Here is a 24,969-nt window from a genome sequence, read left to right on the forward strand (position 1 = left end):
TCCAGGTCTGCCAGACAGGTGTCAGCGGCGTTCGAGCGTCGCGGTCGGCGTTGATGCCCGGCACATCGATGCTGACAAAATGTCGGGATCGCGAGACGACTGCCCGGCCTCAAGGAATGCCTCGATTTTCTGAAATGCTGTCAGCCATCGGCTTACGGACATCGCTTCTCGCAGCGGCATGAAACCGGCATAGCCAGATATCAACCTGGCCTGCGACTACATCTGGCGCGGAGACGTGACTCCCGGCGTCGCCGTATCCGTGCCGCTGAGTATGCCGCCACGATGATCCCATGCTGCTAAGGCGAGGCGACGGCGTCGACGCATGACAGCGCCAGTCAGGCCCAAGCCGGCAATAAGCATCGCCCAGCTCGCGGGTTCGGGGATTGCGTTCCGGAAGGCATAGTTCGTGAAATTCGGACCGACCGCCCAATCGTCGACGAATGCCGATTCGTCTCCGACATTAAGGTAGAGGCCGCCCGAGCTCGTCACGGCGCTTTCGGAGACCTTGCGGCCGCAGGGAAATTCAGCGCAATCGGGGAAAGAAAAAGCGCCAACCACGCTTACCCAGGCAAGATTGTCGATACTCCCGGGGTCATTGCCGATCGTCGAAATCGAGTAATCGCTTGCCATGCCGCCAAATAGAAATGCCGCAGTTTGCTGGCCGGTATAGGCCGGGGGCGTACCAATCCACGACGGGCCCTGGTCGACTCGCCACGATCCGATGAACACGAGCGCGGCATCGGCAGCGGTTGCGATGCTGCTGGCCACCACGGCAACGATCATTGTACTTAAAAACATTTTTCTCATGACAGCCTCCTGAGGTTTTACAGCAAAAATAAAACGCGATTTAAGACGTTGTTGCAAATTGCAGCCCAGAAACACTGTCGGATGCTGGCATCAGCCAAGCCCCCTGACGATATTGAACCGGCCGGCTGCATCGCACAGCGCGGCGGACGCGACGGGGCCATCGCCGGTGCGTGACACGGGCCGCCGGAGCCGCTCAAAAGGCGAGCCCGAGTGTCACCCTGCCTTCGGTCCAGCGGCTGCCGACATCGGCACGGCTGGTTGCGGCGGCGTTGAGGCTCCAGCGACCGGCAGCCAGGCCGGCGCCGACATCGAAGGCCAGCGAGTCGCGTGGCAGGTTGCCATTGCTGAGGACAAAGCGCTGATCGGGCATGGCGGCGAAGCGTGCCTCCACGCCGTCCTGGGCGCCGCCAAGGCGATGCATCCAGTGCGTGCCCAGTCGCGAGGTGAAGCGCAGGCCGCCCAGGATCATTTCCGGCGCAAGCGTCAGGCCGACCCGCGTTTCGGCGCGCTGCCAATGGCTGCGGTCGACAAGCAGCGCCAGTCCGCTCGCGCCTTCGCGCATCGCGTCGCCTTCAACCCGGCGATAGCTGATCGCCGCACCAAGGCTGGCGTTGAGCCAGCCAGCTGGTGGTGACCAGGAAATCTGGCTTTCGGAGGCGAACAGCCCGTTGGTCTGGCGGTTGATGCCCAGCCCGCCACCGGCAACGCTGCGGCTGCCATCGAAGCGGCCGCGGCCGCCGGCGAGGCTGGCGACAATGCGAAGGGACGGCGTCGGCGCCACCAGCACCCGACCCGTGAGGATTGTCGTTTCGCTGTGGCCGTTGCCTGCGGTGAACTGCGCGTCGCGCGCCATCCAGACCATGCCCATCCCCAGCTCGACATCGTCCCCGGCCATGGTGGTGATGCCGCTGGCATAGCCGATGCCGTTGCCTTGGCCGATGCCCGAATTGCCGTTCGGCAAACCGCCGAAAGAGGCCGACCAGCGGCCCGGCGCGCCTGCACTGGCGGCCTGGCCAACAAGCGTCAGCCCCGCCGTTGGCGCCGAATGCCCAAGCCGGGCCGGCGCCGCGGCAGTGACGGCGAGAGCGCTGTCGAGCATCGCCCCGGCAATCGCCAGCGAGCGTGTAGGCAGCGCCGGCGCATCGGCGGTCAACCGCGCGCGCAACGCATCTGCGCTCGGGATTGCCTGCAACTGCACGATGGTATCTGCCACCGCGCCGGTTGCCATCGGCGTCAAGGCATCGAGCGCCGCACCATAGCTGGCAGCAAGGCCCGGGGCGGCCAATCCGGCCATCGGCTGAACCTGGACCTGCACCCGGTAGCGGGTGTTGCCAACCGCAAGTCCGGCGCTGAACCTGCGCAGCGCCGTGTTTCCGGGCAGCGCCACGGTGAGCAGGCTGCTGTTCACCGGGCCGGCTGACTGGATCACGTCCCAGCTGGTCTTGTCGACGAACACGCCATTATCACCCAGCGCCACGACCAGCGCGCCGCGCGGCTGGAACAACGCCGTGCTGCCGCTCGCCAGCGCCCCCAATGTGCCATCCGAATAGATCAGCGTCGTCAGCTTGTGGCCGGTTTGCGACAGGCCACCCTGGATGAAGACGCGCCCGGCCTCGATGCGGGTGAAATCAGTCGGATTCCAGGGAATGAAGCCGAAATTGGCCTGTCCGGCGCCGGTCTTCAAAAGGCTCTCGAATCCGCTGATGCCGCCGCCCAGCGTCACGCCGCCATCGATGATGATCGCGTCGTTCCCGCTACCGCCGATCAACTGTCCGCTTACGATCGGCGTGTTGCGGATCGTGATGCTGTCGTTGCCGCCGCCGAGTTCGATGGTGCCGCTTGTGCTGCCACCCAGCAGGCTGACGGTGTCGACGCCGCTCCCGGTCCAGATCGACCAGTCGCCGGTGATGGTGCCGCGGTTGACGATGCTGTTGATGCCGCCGCTGGTGCGGATGCCATAGCTGGCAGCACTGCTCACGCTCAGCGGAAGCGCCGTCTGGCTGCCGTTGCCCGATTTTACCGCTTCCGGAGACGCGGTGTTGGTAGCCGATGCGCTGGCGATGATGTTGCCGTCGTTGGTGATGGTGCTGCCCGCTGTTCGCAGGTCGATGCCCACCGCCAGCGTGCCCGTGGTCTGGACAGACGCCACGGCAACGGCATCGCCATCGACGCCGTTGCCGAAGGCGCCGGCCCGGGCGATGGCAACGGGGGTGGCAATTGCGCTGATCGTGCCCGAGTTTTCGATGGTGATCGCGTTGGTGGTGGATCGGATACCATAGGCCTGGGTCCCGTTGACGATCGCCGTGGCGTTGGCAAAGGCATCGATGCTGGTATTGAAGCTGCCCGACGGGTTGGCGCCGGCAACCGCTTCGGCAAGCGGTGCGCTTACCGCCCGGATCTCGCCGGTATTGATCAGCACGCCACCGATCGTCTCCACAGCGATAGCGACGGTGTCCGAGGCATTGGCGCCCGAAGTGGCTCGCGCATCGGGATCCACCACACCGAGCCCGTTCGCGCCGGCATTGGCACCGGCGAGCGCGACCGGTCGCATATCCACGCTGATCTGCTTGTTGTTGACGAGCGTCAGCCTGCTGGTCGACGCGATTGCGCGGCCGATACTGTCGACCAGCGTGCTCAAGGAGGTCGCCGTTGCATCGCCCGAAACGCCGGCATTGCCATTGCCGAGCGCCCGTGCATCGACAAGACCCCGGCCGATCACCACGATGCTGCCGGAATTGGCGACACTGTTGCCACTGCCGGCGCCGAGACCGATGCCGGTCGCCAACACCCGGCTGCTCGCCGAAGCGTCTGCAAAGGCATCGACATCAAGGCCGCCGGCAACACCGTTGGATGTCGCGATGGCCTGCACGCTGCCGTCGACGCCGGCGCCCCGGGCACCCAGCGTGAGTTGGAGCAGCGCGCCGCTGCGGATGGTGACATTGGAGGCACCGCCGGCATCGATGACCAGCCCGCCGGTCAAGCCACCTTCGGCGCGAGCGCGGGCGATGCCGTCGGCGAACAGCGCGCCCGAATTGACAAAGACGCCGGGATTGATCGTCGTTCCGCCCCGGACCATGAGGGTGCCGCCCAGGTTGAACGTGTCGGCGCCGATGCCTGCGGTGATGCCGTTGGCGACCGCTTCCCCGCGGGTGACGGCGGCGGCGGTGGCGCTGCCGATGCTGGCCCCGGCAGCCGCCGAGCCGCGCGCGTCGACCAGAACATCGACCTCGATGCTCGATCGGTCACCGGTGGCAATGCTGTTGGTGCCATTGCCCGCTTCGATCCCGCTGGCGGCACTGCGCACCAGCGCCGCGGTGGCGCCGCCGGCAGCACCGACAAAAGCGAAGCTGGCCGAATTGAACAGGATGCCGGCCCGGCCGATGACGCGGAGGTCCGAATTGAGCAGGATGGTGTCGTTGCCGGTGTCGGTCGCGATGCCGGCCGCCGTCGACAGGCTCGAAGCGGCGCCATTGTTGAGCGCGGCCCCCAAAAACACCCGCGAACCACTCGCCAGCGTGCTGTCGGCGCGCGCCAGCACGGTAAAGGGAATGCGATCGCTGTTGTCGAGGGTGATGCTGTTGTTGCCGTTGCCGCCACCAAGCCCGAGTGCTCGGGCAGTGGCACCGATGGCGGCATCGCTGCTCGCCACACCCAGCGCCGAAAGGCCGCTGGCCTGATAGCCGGCATTGGCCACCGCACTGATGGTGCCGACGCCGGTGAAGCCGATGCTGTCGTTGCCGATGCCGGCTTCGACACCCGTTGCCACGACCGAGGCCCGGAACCGCCCGGCCTGGTTTACAGCGCCCAGCAGCGTGAAGTTGCTCGACCGGATATCGAGGGTCGCCGTGCTGCTCACATCGAGAAGGCCGGCCACCGTGATGCCATCGTTGCCGCTACCGCCGCCGACGCCGAGCGCCGTGGCGGTGCCGCTGCCGAGACCGTTGCTGCTGGCAAGGCCGAGCAGGCTCAGGTTCGAAGCCACACTGGTCACGCCCGCTGCAGCGTCGAGCGCCAGCCGGCTGCCCGCAGCGATGGAGATCAGGTCGTCATCGGCACCGCCATCGATGCCGATGGTATCGGCAGTCGCGAGGAAGCCTGCTTCGCCGCTGGCGACGCCGACGAGGGCGAGCGCGCGGGCGACGGCGGTGATCTGGCTGCTGGCGCCAAGCGTGCTCGTTCCGCTGTGCAGGATGCTGTCGGCGCCGCTGCCGCCCAGAATACCCTGTGTCGTGCTCGATGCCAGCGTGCGGGCGGCGTTGATGCTGCCGCCGACAAGGGTGGCACTCCAGTCCGCACCGCTGCTGGTGGCGGTGCTGGCCAGCAGCATCGTGCCGTCCATGCGGACGCTGTCGATTCCGGCCCCGCCGTCGATGCCGGTGATGCGGGCATCCACGCTGTTGTCGGCATTGGCCAGGCTGATGCCGACGCCGGTGCCCGAAAGCGAACTGCTGCGTGCCGTAGCCGTCGCTGTGCCGATCAGCGTGCCGGAATTGCGCAGGATGTCGTTGTTGTCACCGCCTGCGAGGCCGCTGATGGTGGCGAGCACGCTGGTGGTGGTGGTGGCGATGGTCCCGCCGAGCAGCGTGATGGCGGTCCGCTGCGTGCCGCCGCCGGCCATGGCGGACAGGGTGAGAGTGCCGCTGTTGATCAGCGTATCGCGCCCGGCATTTCCGCTCAGGCCGGCGGTGGAGGCGCGGATCAACGTGCTGGTATTCGAGATGCTGGCGCCGATCAGGCTGATGGCGGTGCCGACATCGCTGGTGCCGGCGTTGGCGTTCAGGCGGAGCTGACCGCTGTTGAAGGCAATATTGGTGCTGGACGCGAGATCGCCGGCGCCGGTATCGATGCCGACTGCCCGCGCAAAACTGTCCATGCCGCCGAAGCCGGCGTTGGCGCCGACACCGGTAAAATTCATCCGGTCGTTGCGCACCGTGCTGGTTGCCGCAAGTGTCGCGATGCCGCTGGTTTCGAGCTGGTCGTCGCCGCTGGCGCCATCGATGGCGGCGATGGCGGCGTCGGCAATGTTGCGGCTGCGCGCGACCGCGGCCCCTGCCACGCCGATGGTATCGCTGTCGGACCGGGCTGCAGCCGCGACTGTGCCGGTCACGTTGCCACCCAGCACCAGCACGTCGGTGCCGCTACCGCCGGACAGGCCGATTCCCCGCCCGGTGGCGCGCGCCCCCAGCGTGGCGTCGATGCCGCCGATGATATTGACCGTGGTACCGTCGGTGCGGGCATTGGCGGTCGCGCCCAGCGCGAGTGTGCCGCTGGTTATGATGAAATCGCCGCCATCGCCGCTGCGGGCGAGCGCGCTGTCGGCCGTGGCGTTCAGCTGGGTCGCGCCGATGTCGGCGCCGGCCAGGCTAATGCCGATCCGGTCGCTGGTGGCGGTGGCGAGGCTGGTGGCGGTGGTGGTGCCGCTCAACTGCGCTTCGTCGCGCCCGCTGCCGCCGCGATAGCCGGTGGCGGTCACGCTCGCCCGGCTGCCGAGCATGGCAGCGTTGACGCCGGTCAGTGTCACCGCCAGCGAAGAGGGCTCCGCCGTCGCGGCTGCCACCGCGCTGGTGTCGGTCAGCATCGCATCGTTGCGCCCGTTGCCGCCGGCGACGCCGGTCGCATGCGCGGTGGCACTGAGGCTGCTGTCCTGCCCGGCCGCGCCGACGGCAGTAACGCCGTAGCTGTCGCCGGTCAGGCCCGCCGTTGCACTGGCGCGGCTGTCCCGCGCTCGAATGACGTCGTCGCCGGCGCCGCCGTCGATGGCGGTGGCAATGGCCGATGTGGTGCTGCCCAGCGTGGCCAGGCCAGCGCCCGTCAGTTGCACCGTCACTGTGTCGATGTCGCTGCTGCTTCTGGCGGTAGCGGTAGTGCGCTTTTCCGACACGATGATGTCGTTGTCATCGCCGCCGGAGATGCCGGTGGCGGCGGCAATGCCGCTGTTGCTGATATCGGCGATAGTGGCACCGGTGAAGCCGATCCCGATGCTGCTCGCAGTCGCGGTGGCGGTGGCTGTCGCGGCCACGCTGCCGGCGGCCAGGATGCCGTCGCGGCCGCCGCCGCCGTCGAGGCCGATGGCCGTCGCGCCGGCGCTGTTCGACATGTCGCCGATATTCGCGCCGGTCAGGGTCAGCGACAGGCTGCTGCCGGTGCTGGCGGCGGTGGCCGCGACCGTCACATCGCCTTTGGCCGTCAGGCTGTCGCTGCCATCGCTGCCGCTCTGGCCGGTGGCGGCGGCAAGGCTGCTGGTGCCCGATGTCAGGATGTTGGCGCCCGCCCCGACCCCGATCGGAAAGGCAAAGCTGTAGCTGGCGCCGGTGGCGCTGACGATGCTGCTCACGTTCAGCGGCCCGTTGCTGATGAGCACGTCGTTGCCGCCGCCCGGCCCGCTGTCCCCGGCAAGGCCGGTGGCGCTGGCGGTAGAAGCAAGGCTGCTGTCGATATAACTGCCCGCCAGCGCAAGGCCGATGGCAAAGCTTGCCGACACGGCCACGCTGGTCTGTTGCGCGGTGCTTGTCGCCGCGACGGTAACCGAGTCGCGGGCGATCAGCGTGTCGCTGCCCGCCCCGCCGACCAGGCCGGCGGCATTGGCGACGCTGCCGACCGAACCGAGCACGCCGGCGCCCCCCACCCCAACGCCGAACACCGAGAAGCCGAGCCCGACCGACACGCCGAGATTGCGCGCCGAGGCGGTGGCGGTGCTGGAGACCGCGCCGCCCAGATCGAGGCTGTCGTTGCCGTCGCCACCATCGGCCGCGATCGCCGACGCGTCTGCATCGGTGCTGCTGTCGACCAGCGCCACGCCGGCACCGACGCCCTGATAGGCGCCGGACAGCTGCACCCCCACCGTGGTGCTGCGGGCGTTGGCGTTCGCGCTGCTGCCGACCCTGCCGGCCAGGACCAGCATGTCGTTGCCGCTGCCCAGTGCCGCGCCGGTGGTGGTGGCGGTTGCGTCGGTTTCTGCCAGCGCCACTGCGGCACCGGCGGCGACGCCGTTGACGACACCGGTGACGCTCACCGAAGCGCTGGTGTTCTGGGCATCGGCACTGGCCGTGCCCGACATGCTGCCGCGGCCATCGATGCTGTCATCGCCGCTGCCGGCGGCGAGCACTGTGGCGGCGGCATCGGCGCCGACACCGGACGAAACAACGCTGGCGCCCAAAGCCACGCCATTGTTGGCTCCGGCGATGCTGACACCGACGCCGGTGGTGGTGGTACTGGCGGTGCTGGCGGCGGTGACCTGCTCGTCGAGCGTCGCGCGGTCGGTTCCGGCGCCGAGATCGACGGCAGTGGCCGTCGCGAGGCTGCCGGCATCGGCCAGAATCACGCCAGCGCCGACACCGACGCCATTGTTGGCGCCCGCCACATTGGCAGCGATCTTGAGCGTCGTGGTGGTAGCGGTTGCGTTCACCGCAGCACCGCGCAGCATAACGCTGTCGGCGCCGTCTCCCGCCGCCAGAGCGCCTGCATCCGCGGTCGCCAGCGTGGTGGCGACCACCACCGCCGCTCCGGCACCGACACCGTTGTTGGCGCCCGAAACGTTGACACCGGCACTGTCACTGCCCGCCGTGGCAAGGGCAAGCGCGCTGAGGCCGGCGCCGAATTGGGCGCGGTCATCGCCTTCGCCCAGATCGACGGCGCGGGCGCTGCCCGTGGCGGTGACATCGGCGAGCACGACACCGGCGCCGGCACCCACGCCATTCAGTGCCCCCGAAACTTCGATCGCCACGCTTTTCACATCACTGTCGGCCGAACCGATCACCGCCAGCGCGGCGGATGTGACCAGCTGGTCGTTGCCGCCGCCCAGCGCCGCGCCGAACGCGCTGCCGTCACTGCCGAAACGGGTCGAAATGACCGACGCCCCGGCACCGACGCCATTCTTCGCTCCGGCCACGGTCAAGCCGACGCTGACACTGTCGAGCGATGCGGCGGCAGAAGCCAGCACCGGGCCGCCCAATGTCACCCGGTCGTTGCCGCCGCCACTGTCGATGCCGGCGGACCGGGCGGATGCGCTGCCATCGCCCAAGATAACGCCTGCACCGGCGCCGACACCGTCCATCGCGCCCGACACGCCGATCGTAACCACAATGATGTCGGCATCGCTGCCCGCGTTCGCCACTAGCGCGCCGCGCGCTTCGATGACATCGTCGCCGCCTCCGCTGCTGATCGCAGCCGCATCGGCCATGGCTGCTGTATCGATCTTGACGACGGCGGCGCCGATCGCGACGCCCTGCTTGGTGCCTTCGACGCTGATGCTGTTGCCATTGACCGTGTTGGCCGCACTGGCGACGGCGCTGATCGGGCCGGTGGCGAACAGGCTGTTGGTGCCGCCCGCCAGGTCGATGCCACGGGCAAGCGCGGTTGCGCTGGAATCGGCGAGCACCAGCCCGACTCCGGCCGCAACTCCGGATTCGCCGCCGGCCACCGCCAGCGAGGTTTCCGACGACAATCCGGTTACCGCAGCGCTGCTGGCGATGGTGGCGCCGCTCCTCACCTGGTCTTCGAACATGCTGCCGCGCAGGCCGAAGGCGCTGGCGGTGCCGGCGGCTTCGAGCTCGAAGATGCTGACAGCGATCGCCGCACCTTTCTTGGCAGCGCCGATATTGGCCGCCACGCCGATGCGCTGGAAGGCGGCTTCGGCGCCGATGTCGATCACCGCACCGTCGCGCAGGGTCGTCCGCCCGAGCGCGATCCCCGATGGCAGCGGCCGTGGGAAATTGGTGGGATCGAGCGTGAAGCGATCGATCCCGATGGCTGTCGCCTGCGAACGATAATCGGTGGTCAGGAAGCTGCCGGTGCCGGCGAGTCCCTTTTCCGTCGCCACCGAGACATTGACCGCAACGGCAATCGATTCGACATCGCTCGTCGCCCGCGCCTTGATCGACCCGGCGGTCACCTGGTCGGCAAGATCGCCAGCGAAGATTCCGGTCGCTGACGCTGTCGATTGCATGTCGGCATCGATCATCTGGGCATTGAGCGTGAAGCCCTTCTTGACCGCGGAGACTTTCACATTGGCCTTCAGCGCCTGCACCAGCGCATCGGCCGAAACATCGATGCTGCCGGCGCTGTCGATCAGGTCGATGCCGGCGCCGCCGGTGATGCCCATGGTGGTGGCGCCCGCGAGGCTCAGGCTGAACACCACCGACCCGCCGAGGTTGAGCGCCTTGTCGTCATTGCTCACCGTGACATCGGCATCGAGCATTCGCGATCGCGCGCTGCTCGTGGCGGCGAGCGTCGATCCCGCGAGGGTGAAAACGCGGTCGTTGCCGCTGCCGCCATCGATGCCGCTCGCCTCCGCGACCGCAAACGCGCCGGTGTTGAACACGTCGAGGCTCAGGTTGAAGCTGGTCTCGCTGCTTGCCCCGGCGCCTTCCTCTTCCGACCCTTCGAGGAAGCTGGCAACATCCAGCTTGAACTGCCCGGTATCGGCCTCGGCCTCCGCGGTGAGTTTGATGGCACCGCCATGGGTGATGACGTCGAGCCCGCTTCCGCCCAGGATGCCCGCCGCAAACGCCGCTGCCGCTGCCGAAGCATCGTCGCTCAGGCCGATCGAGATTGCATCCATCAGCTTGCCGGCTGCAGTATCCGAAACGCCGAGGGCTTCGTTGATCGGCACGGCGATCTGCACCGCCGTGGTCGTCATTTCGGCCTTGGCGCTGCCGGTGATGGTACCGCTGTTGACGATGATGTCGTGGTTGAAGCCACCGGTCGCTTCGACGAGTGGATCATGGTCGCCAAGGATTCCCGCCACCCGCGCCACTGCACCACGCCCCGGCTCGTCGGGGAAAGTCGGCGGCTCGAACAACATTTCGATGGCAGTGCCGTCGATTCCCGCGTCGGTGAAGGCGATGCTGGTGCGGATCAACGACGTCTCGGCCGAAAGCGACAGCGCGCCGCTGTTGCTGATCCGATCATTGCCCAGGCCGCCGACCAGCCCCAGCGCCCGGGCATTGGCGCCGCTTTCGGGGCTGGTATCGGGCACCAGAATTTCGGGCAGGGTATAGCCGGCAGCGACGACGGCGATACCGGTCTCTATCAGGCGTGCGATCGCGTTGGCCTCGGCGCGGCCGGCATTGCTCAGCACGTCGTCGCCGGCGCCGGCGTCCATCACCCGGGCCATGCCATTCGCGACGGCGGCGCTTTCCGGGCTGCCGACAACCAGGCCGGCGATCGTGAGATCGGTGCTGACCGCCAGGCTGTTGGCGGTGACCCCGATCTCGCCGGCAACCCCGATAGCCAGCGTATCGGCACCACCGCCCGCGAGCAGCCCGATTGCATCGGCGGTGCTCGTCAGCAGTTGCGGCTCGTTCGACAAATTGGCGAGGCTGACGTTCAGCTCGGTCCGTGTGCCGGTGGCGGCGGCGTTGCTCTCCAGCCGGCCATCCACCGCCAGCGAGGTGTTGCCGGTGGTATCGGCCAGCCCGATCGCGACGACGTCAAGCTCGGCGGTCAGCGAGTCAGGCGTCAGCGTCGTCGGCACACTGACATCCATGTCGAGCTTGCCGAGGTTGAAACTGCCGGTGGCGTTCACCGTCAACCGGCCGCCCAGGCGCAGCACGTCATCTCCCGCGCCGCCATCGGCACCGATCACGGTGATACGGGTCAGCGGCGACTCGGTGAACAACCCAAGGGTGGGCAGGTCGAGCGGCAGGCTGGCATAAATGCGGGTCTGGCCGAGCTTGCCGTCCACGGTGCCACGGCCGCCGAGCAGCAAATCGTCATTGCCGCCCAGCGCGTCGATCCCGATGATCCGCTGCGCCGGTGCCAGCCCGAACACATCAGGTGACCGGTCCACGCTGTAGTCGACGAGAATGAGGTTGAGCAGGTCGGCCCCGGCGGTCAGCGATCGGCCGGTGCGCAACTCCTCGGGCAGCGCCGCCAGCGCCGGGGTCATGCCGATCATCGCCGACGTGGCGAGCAGGGCCAGACGGCTACCAGTCTGGCGAACCGGATCTGAGCCCGGTCGGACAGACATGATTCTGTGTGACGTGTTCATGCTGACGAATACCCCCAAGCCACGCAAGCCCGTTCAGGTATTGAGCATTCAGAATCGAATTGGCGGGAGTGTCGAAATCGGGGCACATTACGACTCGTTGGCAATGTCGCTGGGGGGCATCTGCAATGGACTATGTCGCGTTCGGGACTGCGATCAGCAGCGATCCTCGCTTCTGCAGTGCTGCTCATGACTTGTGCGTCAGGATGCTGGACTGTCACGCCGCCAATCCGCCCCTTGCGCAGTTGATGGCCGACCGTGCTCAGGCACACATAGTCGGCATTTGTTATCATCTTCATCCGACCGCCAATGCCGCAGCGGTGCTGCGCCTGCTGCCGCCCGACACCGCCAGCCGCAATCGCGTTACCGCTCATCTCCACGCGCTGGAGCGGCGCGGCGCACTGGTGGCGGCGCCAAGGGGCCGCGACGCGCGCACCCGCAATCTCATGCTCGCCCCGGCATTTCAGGCATGGGTCGATCGGTGGGTCGACGCAGTGGTGTTGCCGGCACTGCCCTTTGTTCCCGAACCGCCGGTGGCGCTTGATGATCCCTCCGCTCGCCAAGGCTGGTTCAGCCGCTGGGTCGCGGCACAGACAATGGGCGTACGGTTGACGTCGCGCCTGCCCGAGGTGCGCCAGTTCCTCGATCTGCGCGGCGGCTATGTCGTGATCAACGAACTCCTGCGTCGCGACTATGCTTTGCCGGGCGCCGTCACCGAGCGCCTTTCCAGGCGCAACCTCGCCGCTCGATACGGGCTGACCCGCACCCACGTGATCGACCTGCTAGCCGCGCTCGAGGCCAAAAATTGGGTTGCCGAAGGCCCACTCGGCCCGGAACCGACTGACGCCATGCGCGCCCAGACCCGGATCTGGCACGGCCTCCATCTTGGCGCCGCCGCGCTGGTGCTGTCGGGCGTCCTGATGCCCACTATCGAGGAAGCGCTGGCAGCGCGGGCAGCAGTGACACCGTCCTAGCCGCCGGACCCGCCGTGCTGCCGCCAGTCCATCGGCGGTGCCTTTGTAATGCCTTCAGCTCGGATAGCAGCGAATCCCGCCAAGATCTGTGCTATCGACGAGATTGTCAGGAGTCGGGCTTTGAGCCGCAGACACCAGTTATCGAAAGCCAATGCTATTGCCGCAGCAGGCGCAGGTCTGCGTTTGAAAATGGCGGCATGCAGCGAAACCGAGCCGCGCTATCTGGCGCTTGTTGACCGACTATGAAACGCGCTCTGATCGCGGCAACCCTCTATTTCCTCGTGCTGTTTGCACTGGGCTTCAGTTTCGGTACCCTCCGCGTGCTGGTCGTTGCGCCGAGGCTCGGCGTCCTTGGCGCGACGCTCCTGGAAGTCCCGCTGATGCTCGCTGCGGCATTTTTCATCTGCCGCTGGGCAATTGGACGCTGGCACGTGCCGCCAGTGCTTTCGGCGCGCGGGGCAATGGTGCTGTGGTTTCTTGTGCTGTTGGCACTGTTCGAGACGCTGGTCGGCGTTGCCTTCTTCGGCCGGACGTTGGCCGGAACATGGGCGGGGCTGGCTACCCCTGCAGGGCTAATCGGCCTGACCGCGCAAATCATCGCGGCGCTGCTGCCGCTGTACGTCGGCAGGTCCGGGCGACGATGACACTCCCTACCCGGCGGCAGTGGATGCGATCGCTGGCGAGGGATACGAGAACAGCAAGATGTATATCGACTTCGCGCAACAGGCCGAAGCGGCGGGGGATCCCAAGGTCGGTGCCATATTCCGCCAGATCGCCGAAGATGAAGGCACGCACTACCATGGCTATCAAGCTGCGTAGGCCAAGCTCCCCCGCTGAGCTGCCAGTACAGGGTTGCCGATCGCCTCAACGCCCCGGGGCGGTCGGCATCATCCTCCGCAACGAAGGACATTGCTGCCGATGAGCCGCCTGCACAGAGAAAGTCACCTTGTTTCCCGTATCGGGTGGCTGCGCGCCGCTGTGCTGGGCGCAAACGACGGTATCGTCTCGACCGCCAGCCTGATCATCGGCGTCGCGGCCGCCGCGGCGAAACCTGGCGACATCCTCATCACCGGTGTCGCCGGCCTTGTTGCCGGTGCAATGTCGATGGCAGCCGGGGAGTATGTGTCGGTCAGCTCGCAGGCGGATACGGAGCAGGCAGACCTTGCTCGCGAGACGCTCGAACTGGCTGACGATCCGGCGGCCGAGCGCGCCGAACTTGCAGCGATCTATGAAGGGCGCGGCCTCGATCGCGAGCTTGCCGTCGCCGTCGCCAGGCAGTTGATGGCAAGGAACGCTCTTGGTGCCCACGCGCGTGACGAGCTGGGGCTGGTGCCGGGCGGCCATGCCCGCCCGATCCAGGCGGCCTTCACGTCTGCCGCGACCTTTACCGTCGGCGCGGCACTGCCGCTGGTGATGGTCCTGGTCGCACCGCGAAACCTGCTCGTCCCCGTGGTTGCCGTCGCGTCGCTGCTCTTCCTGGCACTCCTGGGCGCAGTTGGCGCGAAGACGGGCGGGGCCGGCGTCGGCAAGGCCACGCTGCGTGTCACCTTCTGGGGCGCCTTTGCAATGGCTGCGACGGCCGGCGTCGGAGCGCTGTTCGGCGCAGTCGTCTAGGCCAACGGTCAGTCGTCTTCACGTCTGCAGGCAACGCCTTCTTTGACACATGAAGCGGTTCGCCGCTGGCGCGCTGCCAGCCGTGCCGTAGCATTTTTTCAGCACCTCACCGCGTGCGGCGGGCAAAGCTGTAGGTGCCACTGGCAACGGCTTTTCCGCCGCCGTCATTGGGTGTGGTGATAAACGTGATCGTCGCGGTTTCCGGCGCCAGCGTGAGGTGTGCCGCACCCCACACCATGCCCTGCACATGAAGCTGCTTCAGCCCGGGATTCCGCACAAGTTGCTGCCGCATGAAATTGGTATTGAGCGGGCGCTGCTTGCCGCCGGCACCCGAGACGATCGCCGGCAGCGGCCGAACGGCACTGCCCGGCAACGCGGTCGTACAATCATCGGCAAAGGCTTCGAGCGTATGCTCATGGCCGGCAAGATACAGATCGGCATGCTCGCAAAGCACTGGCAGGATCGCCGCGCGCAACGCTTCGGACTGGCGGTACTTGCCACCGGACGACGCCCAGAGCGGGTGGTGGCCGATGACGATCTTCCACCGGGCGCGCGAAGATTTGAGCGCTGCTGCAAGCCAGCCAGCCTGGTCGGCCTCCTGCGCAGTCATCGGCTTCTCCCACGGCTCGGGCGACTCCATCTTGACCGAGGGCATCTCGCTGCCATCGTCGGCGAGTTCGTCTTCCATGAAAGTGCGGCCGGCGAGCAGCGTCTGAGTGTCGATGACGAAGATCTCGACCTCCCCTCGCGTTTCGGGCGGCGAAACACGATAGATCAGCCCGTCCATGTAGAAGGGCTTTGTCCTGGCGAGATAATCGACCTGCGCCATCGCGGCCTCGCGGCTTGTGTGCCAGTCGTGGTTGCCGAGCGTGGTGTAGAATCTGAACTCGCCCGCGAAGCGCCCAAAGCGGCCATAGGGATCGGCGAAATTGTGGCGGAACCGGTCGGCGTCGTTCTTGCCATCGGCGCCTAGCGTTGCACCATCGGGATAAATATTGTCCCCCAACAGCACCCCGAACTGGCAGGGGTGCGCCTGGCACCAACTGTCCATGGCGTTGGCGACCGGCATCAACCCCGAGGCAGCTACAACACTGCCCGAAGGCCGATGGATTGCCTGCGGGCCGGCGGTGAACTCGGCTGGTGGTCGCTTGTCCTTCAACCAATCGGCGCGCGCTTCGGCAACAAACTGTTCGGACGTGCGCGGCGGCGTGTAATCCTCGGCTTCGAGATAGCGCAGATCATAGCCATGATCGCCGATGGCAACCATATGCCAGGTGCCCGGCGCTGAAGTGGTCGATGGCAATTGCGGTGCCGATTCCGGTCCGGTCGCACAAGCGCTCAGGGCCAGCGACACAAGCAGGAAGCCGGGCGCTGCTAGTCGACTGATGGTCATGGTGAATCCCGCCAATTGGTTGTCCGATGCTTCATGCCGCTACTGTGACTGCAGGGCAAGAACCCTGCAGCTTGTAGGCAAATTGTCATGAAAATTAAATCTCGACGTCATTTTCTCTCGGCAAACGCTGTCGTCAATCAGGGAGGCAGACAGCATGGGCAAATCAATATTGCGCGCTCGCACGATCATTGGCGCACTCCTGACCACGGTTGCGATGCCGGCAATCGCCAACACCGTGACAGGCACTGTTCTCGACAGCAGCGGCGTGAGGCCGCTCGAAGGGGCGCAAGTACGCATCGCTCAACTCAACCGTGTCACCCAGGTCGATGGCGATGGCCGCTTCCGCTTCACGGGTCTGCCAGCTGGCAGCTATACGGTTACGGTCAGTTACGCCGGAGCCACCGAGCAGACGCAGCAAGTCAATGTGATCGACGGTGGCGAGCGGGCGTTGGCGTTTGCAATGTCGGCCGAGGGCTCGGAGAATTCGACCATTCTCGTGCTCGGCCAGCAATCCACGCTGCTCTCCTCGATCGCACGTCAACGGTCGTCGGACACGGTAACGACGGTGCTGACCCGCGATTCAATCGGTCAGTTCCCCGATCAGAATGTTGCTGAATCGCTGCGCCGCGCACCGGGCATCAACGTGCTGAACGATCAGGGCGAAGGCCGTTTCGTCTCGGTGCGCGGTCTCGCACCCGGGCTCAACTCATCGTCGATCAACGGCAACCGCGTGCTCTCCACTGGCGGTGACAATCGGGACGTTGCGCTCGACGTGATCCCCAATGAGCTCATCGAGTCGATCGAGATCAAGAAGTCGCTCACCCCCGACATGGACGGTGATACCATCGGCGGCTCGATCGACATCCAGACGACGAGCGCCTTCGACCGCAAGAAGGGCTTTGTCGGCCTGAGCGCGCAGGGCGATTACAACGAGCTCGCCGAGCAATGGTCACCCAAGTTCACGGGCAATTTCTCGGTGCCGATCACCGAGAATTTCGGCATCGCCGGTGGCGCCAGCTGGAACCGCCGCCAATTCGCCACAGACAACATCGAAGCCGATGGCTGGACCACGGCCGACAATGGCATCGATTATGCCGAAGACCTCGAATATCGTGATTATGACGTGCAGCGCGTTCGTTGGGGCGGCAATCTCAGCATCGACTGGCGCCCGACTCCCGGCACCACGCTCTATGTGCGCGGCCTCTACTCGAAATTCGATGATACCGAGCTGCGGCGCCGGCTGATCTTCGGTTTCGATGCCGAACCGGAATCGGGGAGCGCCACCTCGGCCACCTTCAATTCCGCCGACGATCGCATCGAAGTGCGACGCGACCTCAAGGATCGTCGCGAAATCCAGACTGTGGCAACCGTCTCAGCCGGCGGCAAGACCGAGACCGGCCCCTGGACGATCACTTATGACGTCGCACGCTCCTTCGCCAGCCAGACCGAGGATGGCTCGGTCGATCCGATCCGCTTCCGCCAGCGCTTCGAGGAGCCGGGCGCGCTCGGAGTGACGATCAACTATGCCGATCTCCAGCGCCCGACCTATGCGATCAACTTCGGCCGCAACGACTTCCTCAACCCACGCAATTACGAGTTTTCGTTGCTCGAGAGGACGACTCGCGAGGATGCCAAGGACAAGGAGTGGAGCTTCCGCACTGATGTAGCGCGCCAATTCGCCCTCGCTGATGGTGATTTCGAGCTGAAGGCCGGCGGCAAGGTCCGCCTACGTGACAAGCGCCAGAATTTCATCATCGATCTGTTCGAGGATGTCGAAGGCGGCCTCACCCTGGCCGATGTGCTCGGCAGATCGGCATTCACCCTCGCCGATATCAACCCTGTCACCGATCTCGGCCGGGTACGCGACTTCGTGGCACGGACAGCGGACTCGCAATTCGAACGCAACGACATCGAGAGCGACTTCGTGACAGCATCCGAAAACTTTCGCGCCAAGGAAGACATCTATGCCGGCTATGTGCAGGGTCGGCTCGATACAGGCGCGATGCGGTTGATCGTCGGCGTGCGCCTAGAGCACACGAGGCAGGATCTAACCGGTAACCGCGCCGACGTGTTCGAGGAAGGGTCGATCCTCAACGGCGAAGAGGTTGAAGACGATACGGTCATCATCTCGCCGGTGGCCTTCCAGCGCAACTACACCAACTTTCTTCCCAGCGTGAACCTTCGCGTCAATCTGGCCGATGATGTCGTGGCGCGCTTCGGCGCCTTCCGCTCGCTGTCGCGTCCCAGCTTTGGCCAGGTGGCACCGCGCTTCACCGTTGCGGAAAACGAGGATGGCGAGCGTGAAGGTGCATTCGGCAACCCCGATCTGCGCCCGTACAAGGCTTGGAACATGGATGCGACGCTGGAATATTATTTCTCGAAGCAGTCGGTGGTCCAGGCTGGCCTGTTCTACAAGTCGATCACCGATTTCATCGTGACGTCGCGCCAGCTTAACGGAACCTTCGCCGGCATCGATTTCACCGAGGCCGATATCCCGATCAACGGAGATCGCGCCGAGGTGTTCGGTGCCGAGTTCAGCTACAGCCAGGCGTTCACCATGCTGCCGGCTCCCTTCGATGGCCTGCTTGCCAATGTGAACTACACCTACACCAACGCCCGTGGCGACGTGCTCGGCCGCCGCATCCCACTGCCGGCGGCCTCGAAGCACACTGCCAACTTCGTGCTCGGTTATGAAAAGGGGCCGGTCTCGTTCCGCGCAGCTGCCAGCTACCGCGACCAGTTCCTCGACGAGTTGGGCGAGGATGCCGAGTCCGATCGCTATGTGCGGCCGCTTTTCCAGGTCGATCTGTCCGCCAAATATCGCATCAACAGCGCCTTGCAGCTGTTCGTCGAGGTGGTGAACCTCAACAATGCAGACTTCACCGCCTTCCGCACCGGGCCTGGCCAACGGCGGCTGCTCCAGTTCGAAACCTATCAGCGCACGTTCAAGTTCGGTGCGCGCGCCAACTTCTGATTCTGCGCGCGGAATGCCGTGAAGGCTGGTTTGCATGCACCGGCCAATCATACCCCCAGCCGGTGGTGGCCGAGAGGGAACACGGGTGAACGCTCAGGACCTGGGGGCCCCAAAGCCTTGATTTCATGAGTTTGTCCAGACGCCCGCGAACAGCGGCGAACGGGAAGTTGGAGCGGGCAGCGGGAATCGAACCCGCACGAGCAGCTTGGGAAGCTGCCAGGCTACCACTACATCATGCCCGCGGCGCCGCACACCCATAGAGCGGGTGGATTGCGGCCGTCAACAACGGGACTTGACGACTACGCCCGTAATCGATAGCTTTTGATTACAGAAGTAATCGCGAGTCGAAGCATGGAACGCATCCCCGAAGCCGAGTGGCAGGTCATGGAAATCCTCTGGGCCGAAAGCCCGATGGGCGCCCAGGATGTCGCCGAGCGACTCGCCCCCGCCACCGGCTGGAGCCTCGCCACCGTCAAGACGCTGCTCGGCCGCCTCCTCGCCAAGGGTGCGCTGGCGCATGACGAAGAAGGCCGCCGCTATCTCTATCGCCCGGCAGTGGCGCGCGAAGCCTGTGTGGCGGGGGAGTCGCGCCGCCTTGTCGATCGGCTGTTCGGCGGCCGCGCCACGCCGCTGGTGGCGCATCTCGCAGACACGGGCCAGCTGAGCGATGCCGACATCGCCGAGCTGGCCAAGCTGGTGAAGGAGCTCGGCAAATGATCGACTGGCTGCTCGAAACCCTCATCATGACAACGCTGCTGATGGCGCTGGTGCTGCTGCTCCGCCGCCCGGTGGCACGCAGCTTCGGCGCTCATGCCGCTTATGCGCTCTGGTTGCTCCCGGCCGCCCGCGCCGTGCTGCCGGTGCTCCCCGGCTGGCGCCCCTGGCTCATCCCCGCCGATGCATCCGCCATCGCCCGTCCCGATGCGCTCACGATCGGCCTCGTCAGCCCCGAGGCAGTCGCAGCTCTGCCGCCGGAAGCCGGCACGGACTGGGGCCTCATCCTGCTGATCGGCTGGATCGCCGGTACCCTCGTCTTCGCCGGCCTCCAGCGCATCCGCTACCGCCGCTTCATCGAAGCCACCCTCGCCCAGGCCGAGCCCCTCACCCGCATCGCCGATATCGATGTGCTGATGAGCCCCGCCGTGCACGGCCCCATGGCTGCCGGCCTCTGGCAGCGCCGCATCCTGCTGCCGACCGATTTCCAGTCGCGCTATACCCCCGAAGAGCGCCGCCTGGCACTTCTCCACGAGGGCGCACATCATGACCGGCGCGATCTCTGGGCCAATGCCCTGGGTCTCGGCGTGCTGGCGCTCCACTGGTGGAACCCGGTCGCGCATTTCGCCTGGAAAGCCTTCCGCGCCGATCAGGAACTGGCGTGCGATGCCACCGTCCTCGCCGGCGCCGACGGGTCGGCCCGCGCCGCCTATGCTAGCGCCATCCTCAAGTCCGCCACCCCCCGCACCCCCGCCGCGGCGTGCGCCCTCAACCATGTCTCGCAACTCAAGGAGCGTCTCGGCATGATGAAACCCGTCTTCGGCCCGGTCCGGCAACTGGCAGGCGGCCTGGCCGTTGCCGGCGCCATCGTCCTCGGCCTCGCAGCCACCGCCAGCGGCGCCCAGCCTGCCCCTCCGACACCCCCCGAAAGCCCCCGCGCACCCCAGCCGCCCGCCCCGCCGGCACCCCCCGAGGCCCTCCTCACACCCGTGATCGTCACCACGACCACCACCACGGCACCCGGCAAGCCGGTGCGGATCGTCCGCACTGTGGTTCAGCCCCGGGACGCAGAGCCTCTCGAGCTCGACCAGCAGGCCATCGAGCGCGACATCGAAGCCGCCCTCGCCGAGGTCGATGCCGCAAATGTCGAAATCAGCCGGGACGGCCGCCAGCGTCGCGTCGTCATCCACAACGTCAATGGCATCACCGATGCGAGCTTCGCCATCGATGCCGCCGCCATCGCAGCAGAAGCCCGCGCCACCGCAGCCCGCAGCATCGCCCAGACGCGCGCCGAAATCGCTGCTGATTCCGAGATGCCTCAAGACATCCGCGACCGTGTCCTCGCCTCGCTCGACAAGGCCATCAGACGGATGGAACGCCGTTCAATGAAATAAAGTCACATAGTCCTGCCGCGACCGCTTGCCACCAGCCGGCCCGCCATGCGAATGACAGGAATATTGCGGCTCTGCGGGGGTTTGTCTGGTGCGATTGGGGATGATTCTGGCGTCGGTCGTGGCGCTTGTGGCCGTGGCAGGGCAGGCGCAGCCGATCCGCCAGACGAAGGGCAGCTTCGAAGACAAGTTCCGCCAGCTGGAAGGCGAGGATTGGCCGACTCCGACCGACTATCGCAACGCTTCGGGCGCTCCGGGCCACCGCTACTGGCAGCAGAAGGTCGACTACAAGATCGAGGCGGTGCTCGACGAGGCCAACAAGAGCATTTCTGCGCGCGAAAGCGTCACCTACCAGAACAATTCGCCCGATGCGCTGAAGCACCTCTGGCTGCAGATGGACCAGAACATCTTCCGCCGCAACTCGATCGCCGAGCGCACCGAAACTGTCGGAGATACCGCCAGCATCTCGGTAACGGGCGTCCGCCGCGCCAAGCGTTTCCAGCAATGGAAAGGCGGCTATAACGACGTGAAGGTTCTCGACGCCAGCGGCCAGCCGCTCAGGTTCACCGTCGTCGACACGATGCTCCGCATCGATCTGCCCACTCCGCTCGCCTCGGGCGCCTCGACCAGCTTCAGCATCAGCTGGAGCAACCCGATCATCGAAACTCGTGTCATCGGCGGCCGCTCGGGCTATGAATGCTTCACCAGGCCGGGCGACGATGGCAATTGCATCTTCCTCGGCGCCCAATGGTTTCCGCGGCTTGCGGTCTATTCGGACTATGAGGGCTGGCACAACAAGACCTTCCTCGGTGACGGCGAGTTCACCCTCGAGTTCGGCGATTACGAGGTAAGTCTCACCGTCCCCGCCGATCATGTCGTCGCCGCCACCGGCGAGCTGCAGAACCCCGATATCCTCACTGCCGCCCAGCGGGACCGGTTGGCCCAGGCGCGCACCGCCCGCGAGCCGGTCTATGTCGTCACCCCCGCCGAAGCCGCCGCCGCCGAGCGCGGCAAGGCCGCTGGTACGCGCACATGGCGCTTCAAGGCGAGCAATGTCCGCGACTTCGCCTTCGGATCATCGCGCAAGTTCGTCTGGGACGCGATGGGCGTGAAGCAGGAGAGTGCCGAGCAGCCGGTGGTGATGGCGATGAGCTTCTTCCCCAAGGAGGCCCGCCCACTCTGGGATGCCTATTCCACCAAGGCGATCGCGCACACCTTGAAAGTCTATTCGGATTTCAGCTTTCCCTATCCCTATCCCACCGCGCAATCGATCAACGGGCCAGTTGGCGGCATGGAATATCCGATGATCACCTTCAACGGCCCCCGCCCGGTAAAGGACAGGAAGACCGGCCAGCTCACCTACACCGAGCGCGCCAAATACGGCCTGATCGGCGTGGTCATCCACGAGATCGGCCACATCTATTTCCCGATGTCGGTCAATTCGGACAAGCGTCAATGGACCTGGATGGACGAGGGCATCAACACCTTCCTCCAGTTCGAGGCCGAGAAGCTGTGGGACAAGGATTATCCCACCCGCCGCGGCGAACCCAAGGACATCGTCGACTACATGGTCAGCCGCGATCAGGTGCCGCTGATGACGCATTCGGACAGCCTGCTCCAGTTCGGCAACAACGGCTATGCCAAGCCCGCCACCGCCATGGTCATCCTGCGCGAGACGGTGTTGGGTCGCGAACTGTTCGATGTCGCCTTCAAGGAATATGCCAGCCGCTGGCGCTTCAAACGGCCGACCCCCTATGATTTCTTCCGCACCATGGAGGAAGTTTCCGGCGTCGATCTCGATTGGTTCTGGCGCGGCTGGTTCTACTCGACCGAGCATGTCGACATCGCCCTCGACAAGGTGGTGAAGGCGCGGCTCGACACCCGCAACCCCGAAGTCGAACAGGCCTGGCGCAAGGCGCAGGCGGCGCGTGAGCCCGCCTCGCTCACCACCAGCCGCAACACCGGCCCGACCGTGGTCGATGTCGACCCCGCAACCCGCGATTATTACGACGAGGTCGATGAATTCACTCCCACCGTCAAGGCGAAGAAGGACTATGCCAAGGCCATTGCCGACATGGATGCCGAGGAGCGCGAGGCGCTGGCGGTGAAGGACAATTTCTACCACTTCAGCTTCCGCAACATCGGCGGCGTGGTGATGCCGGTGCCGCTCAAGCTCGACTATGAGGATGGCAGCAGCGAAAAGATCCACATCCCCGCCGAGCTGTGGCGTCACAATGCCCGCACTGTCACCTGGCAGCATGTGACGCCCAAGGTGCTCAAGTCGGCCGAAGTCGATCCCGACTGGGAAATCGCCGATGCCGACCGCAGCAACAACCATTTCCCGCGCCGCATCGAGCCCGCCACCCTCAAGGTGCGCGAGGACACGCCGGTCAGCAACCGCATGAAGGACATGGAGCAGCAGGTGAGCCCCGACAGTCTCAAGACCCGGCCGGCGAAGTGAGGTTGCTGGTTGCGGCCGCCGCCGCGCTGCTCGCCATCAGCCCGGCAGCCGCGCATCGCGGCCATGCCTCGCTGTCGGTCGTGTGGATTGCCGACAACGGCAATGTCACCGTCACCCATCGCTTCTCGGCGCATGATCTCGAGCCCGCGCTCGTCGCCATCGCCCCCGAAGCCCAGCCCAGCCTCGACGATCCCGAGGCGCTCGCGGCGCTCACCGCCTATGTCGGCCGGCGTTTCCAGTTGCAGGGTGCCGCACTCAAGCTCCAGTCGCGCACCCTCGCTGGCGACGATGTCACTTTCGTCTTTGCCGGCAAGATGCCGCGCCGCCCGCAGGTCACCGTCCGCGCCAGCTTCTTCGGCGAAACCCACCCCGGCCACTCCGCCCAGGTCAATATTCGTCAGAACGGCATTACCCGCAGCCTGTGGTTCAAGCCCTCGGACGGCCCGCAATCGGTGACCTTTGCAAAACCCTGATCAGCCTACCGGGGACTGGCGTTCGACCCCGAGGTAAAGCGTCACGAAGTTGATGCTGTCGACGATGCCATGAACAAGCACGATCGGCCACAGATTGCGCTTGAGCACCAGAAACGCCGCCCCAAAGGCAATCCCGATCGCCGTCACGGTCACCAGCCCGCGAAGGCCCTGATAATAGGCGTGGCCGAACCCGAACAGCAGCGCCGGAAGCAGCACGGCGAACACCGCTGCAAAGGGCACGCCGCGAAACAGCGTCAGACTGCGTGTCACCAGAAAACCACGAACGAACATCTCCTCGCCAAAGGCCGCTGCCGTCCAGACGATGCCGAGCCACAGCAGCAACAGCGGCAGATTGCCCTCCACATCGCCCCAGCGATCCTCCACTCCGGCAGGGATGACTTTCATGAAAGTCCACCCCAGCACTTCGGCTGCAAACAAGGTAGCGGCGACGGCGATGGCGAAAAACACGAATACGAGCAAAGCCTTCGGCAGAACCATCAACCGTGATCGTGCGGTCCCGAGGTGAATCAATCCAAGTGACGCCCAGCCCTCGTCGCGGCGACGCAGATACAGGGCAAGGCACGCAAGGGTAGTGACGAGCGACACCGGCCCCGCAAAGCGCCAGAACAGTGGATCAAAGGCGATCCGCAGTCCGAGCGCCAGCGCGCCGAACCCGAGCAATTCGAATGCTGCGCGGCGTCGCTCGGTCAAATCCTGCAAATGCCGTCGCCCTACTGCACGGGCCGGGCTGCATCGCCGACGATGGCGAATGCGCTCCAGTAATAGGGGTGTGAGGTTTCGGCGTCGTCCATGAGGCGTGCGGCGGCGGTTTGCATGGCTTCGCCGACGGCTTTGGCATTGGGGTCGAACAGGCCGGAGATGAGCCGCTGGGTGGCGCCGAAGTCGTCGGGCACCGGCCAGTGGCTCGCGACGACGGTGCGCGAGCCTGCGCCGACGAACGCGCGGACCAGGCCGTCCAGGGCGAAGTTGCCGCCCGTGGCAATGCCGGCTTCGCGCGTGGCCGAGACCGTTGCCATGCCGGCGGTGTCGCACGCCGAGAGGATCACCGTCTCCGCATCGAGCCGAAGGTCGAAGATCTCGCGGAACGTCAGCAGCCCGTCCGAGATGGCGGTCCCCGGCCCCTGGGCACCGAACGAGGTGAGCAGCGCCGGCTGTGCGCC

The 24,969-nt window shown here is 65.9% G+C and carries 14 protein-coding genes and 1 tRNA gene; 9 read left to right on the forward strand and 6 right to left on the reverse strand.

The features are described from left to right. Window positions 1-216: 216 nt before the first annotated feature. Both FHS79_RS15165 and FHS79_RS15170 read right to left on the reverse strand, forming a co-directional pair. On the reverse strand, window positions 217-864 hold the full coding sequence (locus FHS79_RS15165) for a PEPxxWA-CTERM sorting domain-containing protein (protein ID WP_243452935.1): 648 nt from the start codon (window positions 862-864) through the stop codon (window positions 217-219). 136 nt (window positions 865-1,000) lie between these two features. Further along, on the reverse strand, window positions 1,001-11,704 hold the full coding sequence (locus FHS79_RS15170; protein ID WP_184202025.1) for an autotransporter outer membrane beta-barrel domain-containing protein: 10,704 nt from the start codon (window positions 11,702-11,704) through the stop codon (window positions 1,001-1,003). Between the two features lie 218 nt (window positions 11,705-11,922). On the opposite strand from FHS79_RS15170, the gene FHS79_RS15175 reads away from it, so the two are divergent. The 4 genes from FHS79_RS15175 to FHS79_RS15190 all read left to right on the forward strand — a co-directional run bounded on the left by FHS79_RS15175 (window position 11,923) and on the right by FHS79_RS15190 (window position 14,382). Further along, a complete protein-coding gene (locus tag FHS79_RS15175; RefSeq protein WP_184202028.1) occupies window positions 11,923-12,768 on the forward strand; it encodes a hypothetical protein in 846 nt (281 codons plus the stop codon). Window positions 12,769-13,010: 242 nt separating this feature from the next. Further along, window positions 13,011-13,412: a hypothetical protein gene (locus tag FHS79_RS15180; RefSeq protein ID WP_184202031.1), complete on the forward strand. Its 402-nt coding sequence runs from the start codon at window positions 13,011-13,013 to the stop codon at window positions 13,410-13,412. 19 nt (window positions 13,413-13,431) lie between these two features. Next, window positions 13,432-13,587, forward strand: coding sequence for a ferritin family protein (locus FHS79_RS15185; RefSeq protein ID WP_243453351.1), 156 nt, complete (start codon window positions 13,432-13,434; stop codon window positions 13,585-13,587). A gap of 99 nt (window positions 13,588-13,686) precedes the next feature. Beyond that, on the forward strand, window positions 13,687-14,382 hold the full coding sequence (locus tag FHS79_RS15190; RefSeq protein ID WP_184202033.1) for a VIT1/CCC1 transporter family protein: 696 nt from the start codon (window positions 13,687-13,689) through the stop codon (window positions 14,380-14,382). Between the two features lie 106 nt (window positions 14,383-14,488). On the opposite strand, the gene FHS79_RS15195 is transcribed toward FHS79_RS15190, so the two are convergent. Beyond that, the gene (locus tag FHS79_RS15195; RefSeq protein WP_184202036.1) at window positions 14,489-15,775 is read right to left on the reverse strand and encodes a metallophosphoesterase; all 1,287 of its coding nucleotides are present in this window, start codon (window positions 15,773-15,775) and stop codon (window positions 14,489-14,491) included. A 235-nt stretch (window positions 15,776-16,010) separates the two neighbouring features. On the opposite strand from FHS79_RS15195, the gene FHS79_RS15200 reads away from it, so the two are divergent. Continuing rightward, a complete protein-coding gene (locus FHS79_RS15200; protein WP_341534471.1) occupies window positions 16,011-18,749 on the forward strand; it encodes a TonB-dependent receptor in 2,739 nt (912 codons plus the stop codon). A 168-nt stretch (window positions 18,750-18,917) separates the two neighbouring features. Here FHS79_RS15200 and FHS79_RS15205 read toward each other — a convergent pair. Continuing rightward, window positions 18,918-18,991, reverse strand: a tRNA-Gly gene (locus tag FHS79_RS15205). Window positions 18,992-19,100: 109 nt separating this feature from the next. Here FHS79_RS15205 and FHS79_RS15210 point away from each other — a divergent pair. The 4 genes from FHS79_RS15210 to FHS79_RS15225 all read left to right on the forward strand — a co-directional run bounded on the left by FHS79_RS15210 (window position 19,101) and on the right by FHS79_RS15225 (window position 23,788). Further along, a complete protein-coding gene (locus tag FHS79_RS15210; protein ID WP_184202042.1) occupies window positions 19,101-19,466 on the forward strand; it encodes a BlaI/MecI/CopY family transcriptional regulator in 366 nt (121 codons plus the stop codon). Next, on the forward strand, window positions 19,463-20,857 hold the full coding sequence (locus tag FHS79_RS15215; RefSeq protein WP_184202044.1) for a M56 family metallopeptidase: 1,395 nt from the start codon (window positions 19,463-19,465) through the stop codon (window positions 20,855-20,857). Before FHS79_RS15210 ends, FHS79_RS15215 begins: the two co-directional genes overlap by 4 nt. Before the next feature lie 100 nt (window positions 20,858-20,957). After that, window positions 20,958-23,315: a M1 family metallopeptidase gene (locus FHS79_RS15220; protein WP_184202047.1), complete on the forward strand. Its 2,358-nt coding sequence runs from the start codon at window positions 20,958-20,960 to the stop codon at window positions 23,313-23,315. Beyond that, on the forward strand, window positions 23,312-23,788 hold the full coding sequence (locus tag FHS79_RS15225; RefSeq protein ID WP_184202050.1) for a DUF6702 family protein: 477 nt from the start codon (window positions 23,312-23,314) through the stop codon (window positions 23,786-23,788). The genes FHS79_RS15220 and FHS79_RS15225 overlap by 4 nt, the downstream gene beginning before the upstream one ends. On the opposite strand, the gene FHS79_RS15230 is transcribed toward FHS79_RS15225, so the two are convergent. Continuing rightward, a complete protein-coding gene (locus tag FHS79_RS15230) occupies window positions 23,789-24,508 on the reverse strand; it encodes a CPBP family intramembrane glutamic endopeptidase (RefSeq protein ID WP_184202053.1) in 720 nt (239 codons plus the stop codon). 11 nt (window positions 24,509-24,519) lie between these two features. Next, on the reverse strand, window positions 24,520-24,969 hold a 450-nt coding region (locus FHS79_RS15235), incomplete at its 5' end, for a CHAT domain-containing protein (RefSeq protein WP_184202055.1).

Source organism: Polymorphobacter multimanifer, from assembly GCF_014205635.1.
Classification (GTDB): domain Bacteria; phylum Pseudomonadota; class Alphaproteobacteria; order Sphingomonadales; family Sphingomonadaceae; genus Sandarakinorhabdus; species Sandarakinorhabdus multimanifer.

Excerpts from the sequence above, each read along its gene's own strand:
- FHS79_RS15170 (WP_184202025.1), bottom strand. The coding sequence starts at position 11,704 with ATGATCGGCATGACCCCGGCGCTGGCGGCGCTGCCCGAGGAGTTGCGC.
- FHS79_RS15175 (WP_184202028.1), top strand. The coding sequence starts at position 11,923 with ATGGACTATGTCGCGTTCGGGACTGCGATCAGCAGCGATCCTCGCTTC.
- FHS79_RS15180 (WP_184202031.1), top strand. The coding sequence starts at position 13,011 with ATGAAACGCGCTCTGATCGCGGCAACCCTCTATTTCCTCGTGCTGTTT.
- FHS79_RS15190 (WP_184202033.1), top strand. The coding sequence starts at position 13,687 with ATGAGCCGCCTGCACAGAGAAAGTCACCTTGTTTCCCGTATCGGGTGG.
- FHS79_RS15195 (WP_184202036.1), bottom strand. The coding sequence starts at position 15,775 with ATGACCATCAGTCGACTAGCAGCGCCCGGCTTCCTGCTTGTGTCGCTG.
- FHS79_RS15210 (WP_184202042.1), top strand. The coding sequence starts at position 19,101 with ATGGAACGCATCCCCGAAGCCGAGTGGCAGGTCATGGAAATCCTCTGG.
- FHS79_RS15215 (WP_184202044.1), top strand. The coding sequence starts at position 19,463 with ATGATCGACTGGCTGCTCGAAACCCTCATCATGACAACGCTGCTGATG.
- FHS79_RS15220 (WP_184202047.1), top strand. The coding sequence starts at position 20,958 with ATGATTCTGGCGTCGGTCGTGGCGCTTGTGGCCGTGGCAGGGCAGGCG.